This window comes from Sulfuriferula multivorans (assembly GCF_003851125.1).
Taxonomy (GTDB): Bacteria; Pseudomonadota; Gammaproteobacteria; order Burkholderiales; family Sulfuriferulaceae; genus Sulfuriferula; species Sulfuriferula multivorans.
On the sequence record NZ_BGOW01000001.1, the window covers coordinates 1 to 13,416 of the forward strand.

Sequence of the window (13,416 nt, forward strand, 5' to 3'; positions counted from 1 at the left end):
CAGCATCAAATTACCGACGTTGCTTGCCCATCCAGGTTTCTCCATAGGTGAATGATCCACCTATCGGAGTGTCTGTGTAAATTAGACCACTACATCCGCCTCCATATTGAGTTTCAAGGACATCGGGAAAAGACTTGCTGAGCTTGACTGGGGACGGACTGCGCGCCATTCAGCCATGCAAGGCGATGTAATGTAATATCTATCGGGAGCGACTAATTGATGCGAAACCGGTCATTGTGTACTTCGAAAGCTCCGCTTCACCGTTATTCCTGTTGTAGCGGAAATCCATCCATCGATACATTTTTTCGGCGCATTGCAAATTCATTAGAAATCTGGAGAGATCCAAAAAAACAAAAGCCCCGACCAAGTGGTCGGGGCTTTTATTCTGGAAAGGACAACTATTGGATAGCTGTTCCCGTTTGTAGATTTCCCGAGATTATGCTTTCCGACGACGCATACCACCAACGCCCATACCCAGCAGGCCAATCCCTAGCAAGGCAAGCGTAGCAGGTTCTGGCACGGTTTCCAGTTTGAACTGGCCGCCGTTATTAACGAAGAAGTGTGAAGGAGCATTATTTGTTGTTCCTGCCGCACCACTCAGTGCCAAGACCAAATTCGGGTCAATAGTATAGGTTCCGCTATTTGCAGAGTTATCCTGACTCGCATTGGTTGTAACGAAACCAAGCGTCAAGTAAAGTGGAAGATCCACACCCAGATATTTCCAGATACCAGCAATTGGTTCATTTGTTAGCGTAAATCCCGCCGTGACCACGCCATTTGCAGCTGGTGTCCCATCTGGGTTGATCGCACCACCGTACCCTGCCAATTGGGTAAATGTAGCAATGTGGGTGCCGTCACCTGCCCCATAATAATTCGCAGCGGTGGTCCCGTAATTCGCGCTACCCAGAGCTTGATAATAAAAATCCAAGCTACCACCTGCGTTAAAAGTAAATGCGCCGGTGGTGAGGTTGGTAGTGCCTGTACCCTTGAATACAGCCGTCAGTTCTCCGCCGTTTAGTTTAAGACTTAAGCCACCGTTATATTGGTTAATGTTAAATACGCCGAGATCATTAAAGCTATAGACGGGCCCCGCCCCAGTATTTTGGACAAAACTCTCTCCATTGAAGGCTAGATTGCTAATACCTGTGGTGTTACCACCCCCTTGCCCGGTCAGATCAAGGTTCCAGTTTGTGATTTGGGTTGCCGATGCGAACGAAGAAAATGCAGTTACAGCGACGGCGGTGCTAATTAGTGCTGCAAGGCGGTTGCGTGTCATTTCGAGGACTCCTTAAATTGATAATTCTAAAATTCACTGTTGCTACGTTTGCTGTTCGTAATAAAGCACACAGCATGCCAACAAACTCAACATATTGAATATTAAATATTAAATATTATTATCCCAGTTTCCAATAGAGATTTTGTAAGAAACTCCGACAACTTCCATCAACCCTAGCCCGTCCATGACAGTAAGCTCCTCCCGGTGCACCAGAAAAATGAGGTGTAGCCCGAAATTTGTTTATTAAAGAATAATAAAACATATAGTTGCAAAGAATTCGCATGAATGGAACACGCATGGCTTAGTTAAAAACCGCTGCATGCATAGCGTCCAAACTGTGGAGTAAGGCACGCTTGGAAGAACAAATTAAAAGTTTATTAAGGCAGTTTCTCTAAAGGCTGCTGGAGGGACGACACACTCTTGCGCAAAGAGCGCGCCCAAGGGGAGGCGCCATGCCCGATTCGTCCGATGAACACCGTCCGGGGCGTGTCATCCTCCAACACTGTCTTCAGTCGTCCCGCCAGTGTTTTCGCCTGTATCCAAGCCCCAGCAGATTGTGAAAATTGCCTTTCCTCGCGCACATAACGAGAGAAAATCAAAGGGGTTAATTCTGGCTGCAACCCTATTCCCAAACTGGTGGCAGTGAGCCAGAAACGCTGAACTGCCCGGCCTGCAGCCACATAATCACCTATCGTCTCAGGCGCTTTGTTAGCCAGAATGGCAAAGTGTGCGGCACAGAACACACCGGGCAATAGATCCATTTCAATCCGTGGAACCAGATGCCCAGCCAAATAAGTGTTAAGGAATTCGACACGCTGCCAACTAGTCATGGCCCAGCGCATCAGTTTAAGGGTCATGGCATCCAGCCCGAGGGCCTGGTCGGGTACTTTGTCTTCGCTAAAACGAGTTTTCCATTCGATGATGTCGCGGTGGACGGGATAGGCTTCTGGCAAGGTAAGCCTGAGCTTGGCATTGTCAAACATCAGTTTGGCCAGCTGCCAGCGTTGCGCTCCTCCCTCGAACCAGCGAATAGTGTAAACATTACCGACAGCGTTTTGCAAGGCCTGTTTTTGCGATTCGATCAGAGGGGTAGTACGCATGCGCCGACGCTGTACGGAACGCTGTTTGATATGTGCCAACAATGGATCAGGCATCAAATGGCTGTCAGAGATCAGCTCCACAGAATAGTCGGGGTGCGTATCTGGAGAATCAGGGCGGCGACTGAATTCGGCCCGCAGCCCATGCGCACTGGCGGCTATGGCGATGGTTTCCAGAAGCGCGCCCAAGGCAATCTGGCTGGGGTGACCATCCAGGTCATAGACGCAATGGTTACGGGTATCGAAAGCGTGAACGACCAGATGGCGGTCGTCGATGATTTCAAAGCGCCATGGCTGGGTGTTGTCGCCGGAGGGCGCCCAGCGGGCGAGATCGAGAATCTGTTCTGCGACTCCTGGCAAGGCACCGCTCCTACTGATTTGGGGTGAATTTAGTCGCGGCTTTAGCCGCCAAGCGTTTCCTGGCAATCGTGAGGGCAAGGCGCTGCAGCGGATTGAGATTGCCCCCCGGACGCCAAGTATGGGCCAGTTTGTTGCGATAGGCGTCAAAGTGTACGCCGTAAGGCGCAGCTTGTACTTTGCCTCGCTTAAGCAGGATTTTCAATGCTTCAGTTGCCGCAAAGCCGGCGCACAATTGGCACGCCATTACCGTGGAGGGGCCTCGATGCTCGGCCAGATCGACCCGCGACGGGTCAACGAGATATCCCATCTGCAGCATCGCCGGAGACAAGCCGAGCAGGAAGCGTAGCGCCTGCTCGCCTTCGTCACACCCCTCCAGACGGAAATATTCCTCGAACGTCATACCGCCGGGCAGAAAATTCAGCAGCGCGACCCCCATACCCAAGGGCGCAGCAGTGATGGCGGGAATATCGAACCGGGTGCACGCAGTGAAGACAGCTCTTCTAGCATCGAAGGCAAAGAAATCCAAGCCATCCAGGTAGAGATCGACCCCAGTAAAAAAATCCGCCAAATTATCTGAGTCAACGCCCTTGGGAAAGATTTTGATGTCCAGATCGGGGTTAATATCCCTGGCCAAAGCCACCATCACCTCCACTTTGGTCTCGCCCAGAGCCGACATGGAGGCGCCTGCCTGGCGGTTGAAGTTGGGAAGGTCAAAGGTATCGAAGTCTGCAATGTTAAAGGCGCCGATACCGAGCCGAACCAAGGTGAGCAGATGCGAGCCGCCGACGCCTCCCAAGCCTGCGATGGCCACGCGCTTGCCCCGCAGGAGCGATTGTTCCTCGAGCGTTACCCAACCGATATTGCGCGAAAAAGCCTCATCGTATGAAAAAACCGGCATAAGATTTCGATCATGTGGGCGCCATAACCATTATTGTCAGGCGCCGGGGTTGTTCTCTCCGCGCTGCAGGCGCGCCGTGATACCAAGTTCGTCTTGCTTGGAAAAAAAATAGGGGTAAAGCGACTTCTCGTTCACTGCATTTTTTCCAAGACCGCCGAGCCGTGCAATCTCGCGCTCGCTATACTCAAGCTCCAATCGCAGCAGTACGGCTGGCGCGCTCACACGTTCGCAATGCCGCTCCGGGCCGAAGTGATTGAAGCCCAACATTCTCTTGTAAAACAGAACATGGCGCGGGTTGACCTCAATAACAAAGTCCGTCCCATTGTGAATATTGCGTCCATAAATGTAAGCAATATGGAATAGTGCGGCTAGCACCTGCTTGGATTTCACGCTTTCGTCAACCGCGAGCTTGGTGAGCTCACACACCTTGCGCCCGTCCGCGCGCAACGCGTCAATCTCCGCTTTGTAGAGGTCGTCAACCTGCAAACCAACGGATGAGTCCAGCCCCAGCGTCAGTGTACCTACGATGGCGTCCTGATCAAAGGCAAGCAGTGTAACTCGGTTGGGATCGCGGTTGATTGTGGCGGCATCATAACCACGCCAAGAATACATCTTATGGATAAGCAGGCTGGCCGACTGCACTCGGTCATCGCTCGTGGCAAGCCGAATCTTGAATTTCTGCTGGTCGACCGTGATATTTTTGGCGCTGACCTGGTCACCGCTTTGCGGAATACACATTTCCCTCAGTTTATGGGGAGATTGAAACTCCACAATGGTCTTGGACCACTCGTCTGCCGGTTTTCTGCGTTGAATAGTCATCATTTTACTACCTGTGAGACCCACTACTAAATTAACGAGACACCGATTAATTACAGATGCTTATTGAATTTAACGGATAAAACAGCAGACAGTTTAGAAAAAAACAAATCTTAAGGAACAGAAGTTGCAGATTGTTCAGCGCCGACCCGACCTGTACATAGCCCATAAGTTTCTTCTATTTATTTAATTGAGCCTGATTTAGCCACTCTGCCGCATCCAGAGCAAAATAAGTAAGGATACCGTCTGCCCCGGCACGCTTGAAGCATAGCAGAGATTCCAATACACATTTCTTTTCATCCAACCAGCCATTGGCGGCAGCGGCCTTGAGCATGGCATATTCGCCGCTCACCTGATAAGCGAAGGTTGGTACACCAAAGGTATCTTTTACCCGCCGCACGATATCCAGATATGGCATGCCAGGCTTGACCATGACCATATCTGCGCCTTCTGCTATGTCCTGCGTCACTTCACGCAGCGCCTCATCGCTGTTGGCGGGATCCATCTGGTAGGTTTCCTTGCTGCCCGCACCCAGATTGGCTGTGGACCCCACTGCGTCGCGGAATGGCCCATAAAAACTGGAGGCATATTTGGCCGCATACGCCAGAATCCGCGTGTGGATACAGCCTGCTGCATCCAGCGACTGGCGTATGGCGCCCACACGGCCATCCATCATGTCTGATGGCGCCACCACGTCGGCGCCGGCTTCGGCATGAGTCAACGCTTGTTGTACCAGCACATTGATCGTCACATCATTCATCACATAACCCTGGACATCAATCAGGCCGTCCTGCCCATGGCTGGTATAGGGATCAAGCGCGATGTCGGTAATGACGCCCAATCCGGGGAATCTTTGCTTGAGTGCGCGCACGGTGCGCGGCACCAGACCGTCAGGATTAAACGCCTCCTCCGCGCCCAAGGTTTTCAATCCAGGTTCGATTACCGGGAACAGGGCAATTGCCGGGATACCCAGGCTGACGCACTGCGCAGCGACCTCCAGCAGAATATCCAGAGAAATCCTGTTCACCCCCGGCATCGAACTGATAGCCTCGCTTCGGCCCGCGCCATCCAGCACAAAAACCGGGTAGATCAGGTCATCCACGGAGAGCCGGTTTTCACGCATTAGTCGACGTGAGAAATCGTCTCGGCGCATGCGCCGCATCCGCGTCTGCGGATACTTACTTCCTATATTAATAATCATATTAATCAATTATTTGATAAAGAATTTAAAAAAAAATGAACTTCTTTATTAACGAGCCATCTTACTTTGCAGACGGCTCGCTGCCGTCTCCCGCTTCTCCTCCCTGAGCGGGCGCCTCGACACCAGTTGAGGCTTTTTTGGCCCCGGTTTTACTCCCCTTTAACCGGGGCTCTTTTATGCCCGCTATTTTTGTGTCAATACCGAGCCATCTGGCAAATACCTCTCCTGCTTCATCCATGCCCAGACGCTTGGGGCTTGAAAACAACTGCGCTGTGTAGAGCGGCGACAAGGCTGCAAGTTCCTTGCTCACAAAGCGTAAAGTACTCGAGGAATCACTGCGATTCAATTTGTCACTTTTGGTCAGCAAGCAATGCACCGGCTTGCCGGTGGGCAAAAACCATTCCAGCATCTGCCGATCCAGGTCGGTCATCGGATGACGAGAATCCATAATCAGGATCAAGCCCGCAAGCTGCTCACGCTGTGCCAGATATTGCGCCAGCAACTCACGCCAATGATCTTTAATGGCTCCCGGCACTTTGGCATAGCCGTAGCCGGGCAAATCTACCAAAAAACGATTCTGCCCCAGGCTGAAATAATTGATGTGTTGTGTTCGTCCGGGGGTTTTGCTGACGAAAGCCAATCGAGTCCGGTTAGCCAACGTATTGATTGCGCTGGATTTACCGGCATTTGAGCGCCCGGCAAAAGCCACCTCAATGGCGCTTTCAGGAGGCAAGTCACGTAAATGATTTACCGTTGTGTAAAACTCTGCATGCTGAAATAGATTCATGTATAGGTATTCCGGGAACTGGCGTCGAAACCAAAACGCAGCTAAAATATTAGCTTTTTAGAATGTTACGGTAAGAGGAACTCACTAAAATGAAATACACCATGGCGCTTGCGGCGCTTGCCGCGTTCACTGCCCTCTCCCCGGCTCAAGCTGAAGTCGCCACCACCAAAGGTGACCCAGCCAAAGCTCAACAGCTGGTGACATCGGTTTGCGCAGCCTGCCACGGTGCAGACGGCAACAGCACATCGCCGGCCAACCCGAATCTGGCTGGCCAAGGAGCAGAGTATATCACCAAGCAATTGATGGACTTTAAGTCCGGCGCACGCAAAAGTCCGATCATGCAGGGCATTGTTACCTCCAACAACCTGACCCCGGACGACATGAAAAACCTGGGTGCCTACTTCTCTGCACAGACACCCAAACCAGGTAGCGCCAAAAACAAGGAACTGGCTCTGGAAGGCGAGAAAATATTCAAGGGCGGCAATGCCGGTAGCGGCGTACCCGCCTGCGCAGCCTGCCACGGCCCTACGGGCGCGGGCATTCCCGTACAATTCCCACGCCTGGCTAGCCAGCACAGTGAGTACGTTCTGGCGCAATTACACAACTTCTGGAATGGCGACCGCGCCAACGACGGCGGCAAAATGATGCGCGTCATTGCTGCAAAATTGACCGATCAGGAAATGAAGGCCGTTGCTGAATATATTTCCGGTCTGCATTAAATTACCCTGCCTGCCGGAACCTGCCGGCATATAAGCAATCAATAGGGGGTGGCGCGAGTCACCCCTTATTTTTCCAGGCACGCCATGAGTAAATCCTCCGCCACATTCTCAAAATCAGTATACGAACTGATGAGTTCGATGCGCTTTGCCATCAGTTTGCTGACGGTGCTGGCCATTGCTTCAATTATCGGGACGGTGCTCAAGCAAAACGAGCCGTATCTGAATTACGTGCTTCAATTTGGTCAATACTGGTTTACCGTATTCAAATGGCTGGGACTCTATGACGTTTATCGCACCACCTGGTTTGTGACCATACTGGCTTTCCTGGTCGCATCCACCAGTACCTGCATCTACCGCAATATGCCCAGCATGCTGCGTGAAATGCGCAGCTATCGTGAACTGGCCAGCGAAAATTCATTACGCCACTTTCAGCATCATGCAGAATTTACTACGCACGGCACCCATCTTGAGGCTTTGATCCAATACCTGACGGAACAAGGTTATCGTTACAAACAGCGCGCATTGGATAATGGCGCAGGCACCTTGTTGGCAGCCAAGGTGGGCAGCGTTAACCGGCTCGGATATATTTTTACCCATTCAGCTATCGTTATTATCTGCCTGGGCGCCCTGATCGACAGCAATATTCCGCTCAAGATTGAACAGACCTTCGGGCTGAAACGCATCGAAACCCGCGACATCCCCGAGAGCCAGGTACCCGCCATTAGCCGCCTGGCGCCGAACAGCCTGTCGTTTCGCGGCAACGTCACCATCCCGGAGGGCGCCAGCGCCGACGTGGTATTTCTCAATATCGGCGATGGCTACATGGTGCAGGATCTGCCCTTCACCATTGCATTGAAAAAATTCCACATTGAGCATTACAGCACCGGGCAACCGAAAATGTTTGCCAGCGACATCGCCATTCTCGACAATGCCACCGGCAAGCAGATACTGGAGCACACGCTAACGGTCAACCACCCCCTCATTTATGATGGCGTTGCGATCTTCCAGGCCAGCTTTGGCGATGGCGGCACCAAACTGAAAATGAATGGCTGGAATCTATTCTCGGCCAGCAGCAAGCCGTTCGATGTGAATGGTGTGGTCAACAGCAAAACCAAAATCACTGCCGATAATCAGCAATACACATTGGAATTCACCGATTTTCGTCCCTTCAATATCGAAAACACCGGTCAATTGCCTTCCGCGGAGCAACGGAATAAAGATGCGCGCAGCGTGATGGTGGGCAATGCTGTGGGCGACAAATCCAACCTGCATAATGTCGGACCCAGCTTCCAGTACAAGGTGCGCGATGCGCAGGGTCAGGCACACGAATACAGCAATTACATGCTGCCCTTATTGGTCGACAAACGCTGGTACATGCTCTCGGGCGTGCGTAACAACCCCGGTGACCCGCTTCACTATATCCGCTTTCCTCTGGATCAGGATCGGCGCCTGGATGGTTTCATGCGTCTACGCGGAATGCTGCTGGACCCATCTACACACGCTGAAATTGCACGCCGTTTTGCTGCCAGTGCTATTCAGGGAGGGAATGTTCCAGTCGATGTACGTACCAAATTGGCCGATAGCACAACCAAAGTACTCGACCTGTTTGGCAAGGGTGGCTACCAGGCATTGTCGGATTTTATAGAAAAACACATCCCTGCAGCCGAGCGTGATCGTGCTGCACAAACCTATCTGAAAATCCTTGAATTATCTTCATTTGAAGCCTATATCATGGCAGAGCAGAAAGCGGGCGCCCCGGCACCCAAAGCTGACGAGGATACCGGCTGGTTTATTCGCGATTCGCTCAATAGCATCAGTGATATCTTTTTTTATGGCGCGCCTGTTTATTTGCAACTGGCTGAATATGACCAGGTGAATGCCAGCGGTTTGCAGTTGACACGCTCCCCCGGCGAGAATATTGTTTTCGGGGGCTCTGGATTACTGGTACTGGGCATATTCGCCATGTTCTTTATCCGGGAACGAAGACTGTGGCTACTCGTCAAACCCGGGCAAGTATTGTTTGCCATGTCAAGCAACCGCAAAACCCTGGATTTTGAAAATGAGTTTGAGCGCCATAAGCAGCGCATTTCCGCAATCGTGAAGGACTGAAGCCATGGAACTGACCCAAACCGCTCCGCAGGAATCGTTTTTCAAGCGCCTATCGTGGTTCGATTGGCTGTTTGCCGCTTTTCTCATCGGCGGCGCCGGCTACGCATTGAGCCTGTATAGCAGCTACATGAATGTCTACGATAAAAGCATTTTGCTGGCCGCAGTCGGGGTTTTTTCCATACTCGGCTGGAACTGGAAACCCATTCGCCCCCTGATGATTGGGGTAGCCGTGTTGAGCATGTTCGCCATCTCGAATTATCACGGCGATCTGGCGCGTGGCAATCAGGCATTTTTCCTGAAGTATCTGTTTGCCAGCCAGTCCGCCATCATGTGGATGAGCGCCCTGTTCATCATGGCAACTTTAAGCTACTGGCTCAGCCTGGCCACGCGCTCGGAATTCGCCGCCAAGGTAGGCAGCGGACTGACCTGGGCCGCCATCCTGATGGGGCTGATCGGCTTGATGGTGCGGTGGTATGAATCCTATCTGATCAGCCCTGATGTAGGCCACATTCCCATTTCCAACCTGTACGAAGTTTTCATCCTGTTTTCCATCATCACCTCATTACTGTATCTGCATTACGAACGTCTCTATAACAACCGTCAAATGGGCGCTTTCGTGTTGCCCGTGATCAGTGCCGCGGTAGGTTTTTTGCTGTGGTATGCATTTGATCGCCAGGCTCAGGAAATTCAACCCCTGGTACCGGCGCTGCAATCCTACTGGATGAAAATCCATGTCCCGGCCAACTTCATCGGCTATGGTTCGTTTTCACTTGCCGCGATGGTGGGCATTGCGTATCTGCTGGCTTCCAAAGGCATACTCGCCTCGCGTCTGCCGAAACTGGAAGTGCTTGATGATGTCATGTACAAATCCATCGCCGTAGGTTTTGGCTTCTTCACGATTGCCACGATTCTCGGCTCGCTGTGGGCGGCGGAAGCCTGGGGCGGATACTGGTCCTGGGATCCCAAGGAAACCTGGGCGCTCATTGTCTGGCTCAACTACGCTGCGTGGCTGCATATCCGCCTGGTGAAGGGTTTGCGCGGCCCGATGCTGGCCTGGTGGGCAGTGGTCGGCCTGTTCGTAACCCTGTTCGCCTTTCTGGGCGTGAATATGTTCCTGTCCGGCTTGCATTCCTACGGCACACTCTAATCGCACGGCATCCCGCCTGCCGGGGAAACGCATCGTGACATGACTGTATCGATGCATGGATAAAAAAGGCACCTCGCTGGTTACGAGGTGCCTTTTTTAATTGACTGCTAAGCTCATCAAGTCACGTCAAATACATCTTTGTAGCTAGTGTAATAAGTGATGAATGCCAGAGGAAGCATGATCAGGAAACCGAGCATCAGCGGTATGGCCGCCACAACGAACAGAACAAATACGATCATCCCATAAACCAGAAAAGGGATCATGTTTGCCCACGCCGCGCGCATGCTGAGCTTCATCGCATCGACTGCGCCCATGTTGCGAAACACCACCAGTGTGGGTGCAAACCAATATGCCATCAACAATGGTATCAACAAGGCCAGCGCCACCAATACGGCCAGGCCGGTACCGCTGCCGAGCATTTCCGGCGTAACGACATTGCCGGCCTCCGGGTGCCCTTGTAACATCATGGTAACCAATGCTCCGCCGCCTAGCGCCGTCATGACGCCGGCAATCAGGATCAAGCCCACCAGGTAAATTCCGCCTACAGTCACCAGTTGCGCACCATGTGATTTAAAACCGGCGAACAGGTGCGCTATTTCCAGTTCCTCACCTGATTCCATCGCCTTGCATCCAAGCATCAGCCCCGCGGTGAATGCCGGTGAGATAAGTTGAAATACCACGCTGCCGATGCGCGGGATAATCCCCAGCAAACCTGCCACTAAAAAAATACTGACCGATAGCGCTATCCAGATCAGCGGGCTCTGCTTGAACAGACCAAACGCCTGTTTGATCCATAACCAGCCGTGACCGGCAGGTACGCGACGAAATTCGGGGATGGTTTGCATGGTATTTACCTGTTGAAACCGGAAATCAAACCCAGACACGTTGCAGCTGCGACTGAGCGGTTACGCGCTGACGCAGAATACGTTCAAAATGCACCGGATCTTTGGCATGGGTAAGTTCGCCGGGGCGCGGAAAGTGCAAGTCATACAATCGCGACACCCAGAAACGCAGCGCCGCAGCACGCAGCATTACCGGCCAGGCACCCCGCTCGATCGGGGTAAATGGCCGCACAGCATGATACGCACTCAGTAATGCCAGCATGCGTTCCTCATCCAGCCCGCCCTCATCGCTCACACACCAGTCATTGACGGAAATCGCCACATCGTAGAGCCATACATCCTGGCAGGAAAAATAAAAATCGATCACCCCGCTCAGGCGTTCGCCGTCGAACAGCACGTTATCGCGAAACAGGTCTGCATGCACCACACCACGTGGCAGATCCTGCAAACGGTGCAACGCCTGAAAACGCACCTCGTCGAGCAACACCTGCGCCGAGTCGGCATCCAGAAACGGCATAAGCTGCTGTGCCGTCACCTTCCACCATGCAGCACCCCGCGGATTGTCACGCTGGAAAGGGAAAGTCTTGCCCGCCAAATGAATATCGGCCAGGGTTTCACCCACCTGAGCGCAATGCGCGATGCCCGGCGTTTCCAATGACTTGCCCGACAGACACGATACGATACTGGCCGGCTTGCCGTTCAGGCTGGTCAGCAGGCTGTCGGCGATGGTTGCCACCGGTTGCGGGCACGGCACGCCATGCCGCGCCAGGTGATCCATGAGATTGAGAAAATACGGCAGCTCATCATGCGTCAGCTTTTCGAACAGCGTCAATACATAACGGCCATGCGTGGTGGTGAGGAAGTAATTGGTATTTTCGATCCCCGAAGAAATACCGTTGAGTTCGACCAGCGTGCCGATAGCATACTGGCCAAGCCAGGTACTGGCTTCGTCGGGGGTAACGGTAGTAAATACAGACATGGTTACTAAGATGACCGTGGCCGCAAATTCGCGGCCAGAAATTAGAACGCCGGGACTACCACTCGTGTACCACCCACATCGGTGGATGGATGTTTGAACCCAGGCCTTCCTGACGTGCAAAGGTGCCGTCGCCCAACTGGTCAACCAGATAATAAGGTTTGCCCACGGCCGGCGTGACCTTGATCATATAGAGCTTGCCGTGCACACGGTATTCTTCGACTTTCTCCTGACCGCGTTTCTTGATGGTTATCTGAGGCGCATTGGCGTCATTGGTCAACCCTGGCGGCGGCGGTGGGGGTGGCGCATCCGGCAAAGGCTGCAGGTTATTCGGGCGATCCGCTGCTGCAGCAGCAATGGGCAGTATGATTAGCAAGGCGGCAATGAGACGGCGCATGGTGGCGTCCTTATGTTTATACGATTGTTTTGATTTTAGCAGAGCCTGCAACGCCACCCTACAAATAAAGTTGAATTTCACGTTCCCGCGCCGAAGGCTCAAAACCGCGTTTCTCATAATGGTCAAAAATTGCCCGCACCACTTCTTCGGGCTGATCAATCACCTTGATCAAATCCATATCCTCCGCACCTATCATGCCCTCGTTTACCAACGTGACCCTGAACCAGTCCAGCAACCCGCGCCAGAAGGGCTCATGAACCAGTATGATGGGGATTTTGCGGGTTTTCCCTGTCTGTACCAGGGTAAGCGCTTCCATTAATTCATCCATGGTGCCAAAACCGCCGGGCATCACCACGTATGCCGAGGCAAACTTGACGAACATCACCTTGCGCGCAAAAAAATGCGTGAAGCTCTGCGAGATATCCTGATAAGGGTTGTCATGCTGCTCGTGCGGGAGTTGAATGTTCAAACCCACACTCGGTGATTTGCCAAAATAGGCGCCCTTGTTGGCAGCTTCCATAATACCGGGGCCACCGCCCGAGATGACCGAAAAACCAGCATCCGACAGTTGCCGTGCGATGCGCTCGGTGAGTCCATAGTAAGGATGGTCGGCAGGTGTGCGGGCACTGCCGAACATACTCACCGCCGGACGGATCTCGCCCAGACGTTCGGTAGCCGATACAAACTCTGACATAATCTCGAACATGCGCCAGGATTCGCGTGCGTTATAGCCTGCATGGGCAGCAAGTTCCGGATCGGCGGGCAGAGGCAATTTTTCTTTAAGCATTTTG

The 13,416-nt window shown here is 52.7% G+C and carries 13 protein-coding genes; 3 read left to right on the forward strand and 10 right to left on the reverse strand.

All coding sequences use genetic code 11. The features are described 5' to 3' along the window. Nucleotides 1-436: 436 nt before the first annotated feature. From EI185_RS00005 to yihA, 6 genes are all read right to left on the reverse strand, one after another. Nucleotides 437-1,276, reverse strand: coding sequence for a PEP-CTERM sorting domain-containing protein (locus EI185_RS00005; protein WP_124703064.1), 840 nt, complete (start codon nt 1,274-1,276; stop codon nt 437-439). Between the two features lie 377 nt (nt 1,277-1,653). Then, nucleotides 1,654-2,733, reverse strand: coding sequence for a nitroreductase family protein (locus tag EI185_RS00010; protein WP_223247574.1), 1,080 nt, complete (start codon nt 2,731-2,733; stop codon nt 1,654-1,656). Between the two features lie 10 nt (nt 2,734-2,743). Continuing rightward, nucleotides 2,744-3,631: a ThiF family adenylyltransferase gene (locus tag EI185_RS00015; protein ID WP_124703065.1), complete on the reverse strand. Its 888-nt coding sequence runs from the start codon at nt 3,629-3,631 to the stop codon at nt 2,744-2,746. A 36-nt stretch (nt 3,632-3,667) separates the two neighbouring features. Next, on the reverse strand, nt 3,668-4,453 hold the full coding sequence (locus tag EI185_RS00020) for an N-acyl amino acid synthase FeeM domain-containing protein (protein ID WP_189836213.1): 786 nt from the start codon (nt 4,451-4,453) through the stop codon (nt 3,668-3,670). Between the two features lie 172 nt (nt 4,454-4,625). After that, entirely contained in the window at nt 4,626-5,648 is a 1,023-nt protein-coding gene (gene hemB / locus EI185_RS00025) for a porphobilinogen synthase (RefSeq protein ID WP_262982366.1), read from the reverse strand. A gap of 61 nt (nt 5,649-5,709) precedes the next feature. After that, nucleotides 5,710-6,435, reverse strand: a complete 726-nt coding sequence (gene yihA, locus EI185_RS00030) for a ribosome biogenesis GTP-binding protein YihA/YsxC (protein ID WP_124703067.1) — start codon at nt 6,433-6,435, stop codon at nt 5,710-5,712. Between the two features lie 89 nt (nt 6,436-6,524). Between yihA and EI185_RS00035 the strand changes: the two genes are divergently transcribed. From EI185_RS00035 to ccsB, 3 genes are all read left to right on the forward strand, one after another. After that, nucleotides 6,525-7,154, forward strand: coding sequence for a c-type cytochrome (locus EI185_RS00035; protein WP_124703068.1), 630 nt, complete (start codon nt 6,525-6,527; stop codon nt 7,152-7,154). An 84-nt stretch (nt 7,155-7,238) separates the two neighbouring features. Beyond that, the gene (locus EI185_RS00040; RefSeq protein ID WP_124703069.1) at nt 7,239-9,263 is read left to right on the forward strand and encodes a cytochrome c biogenesis protein ResB; all 2,025 of its coding nucleotides are present in this window, start codon (nt 7,239-7,241) and stop codon (nt 9,261-9,263) included. Between the two features lie 4 nt (nt 9,264-9,267). Beyond that, nucleotides 9,268-10,410, forward strand: a complete 1,143-nt coding sequence (gene ccsB, locus EI185_RS00045; protein WP_124703070.1) for a c-type cytochrome biogenesis protein CcsB — start codon at nt 9,268-9,270, stop codon at nt 10,408-10,410. 116 nt (nt 10,411-10,526) lie between these two features. Here ccsB and EI185_RS00050 read toward each other — a convergent pair whose 3' ends face one another. From EI185_RS00050 to EI185_RS00065, 4 genes are read right to left on the reverse strand one after another with little or no spacing between them, the layout of a single operon-like run. Continuing rightward, nucleotides 10,527-11,255: a BPSS1780 family membrane protein gene (locus tag EI185_RS00050; protein WP_124703071.1), complete on the reverse strand. Its 729-nt coding sequence runs from the start codon at nt 11,253-11,255 to the stop codon at nt 10,527-10,529. A gap of 25 nt (nt 11,256-11,280) precedes the next feature. Next, nucleotides 11,281-12,231 (reverse strand): homoserine kinase, encoded by a 951-nt coding sequence (locus EI185_RS00055; RefSeq protein ID WP_124703072.1) that lies wholly within the window; start codon nt 12,229-12,231, stop codon nt 11,281-11,283. Between the two features lie 55 nt (nt 12,232-12,286). Next, nucleotides 12,287-12,625: a DUF2782 domain-containing protein gene (locus EI185_RS00060; RefSeq protein ID WP_124703073.1), complete on the reverse strand. Its 339-nt coding sequence runs from the start codon at nt 12,623-12,625 to the stop codon at nt 12,287-12,289. Nucleotides 12,626-12,683: 58 nt separating this feature from the next. Beyond that, nucleotides 12,684-13,412 carry an LOG family protein gene (locus EI185_RS00065; protein ID WP_124703074.1) on the reverse strand — a complete coding sequence of 243 codons (729 nt, stop codon included), beginning with the start codon at nt 13,410-13,412 and terminating at the stop codon, nt 12,684-12,686. Nucleotides 13,413-13,416 lie beyond the last annotated feature (4 nt).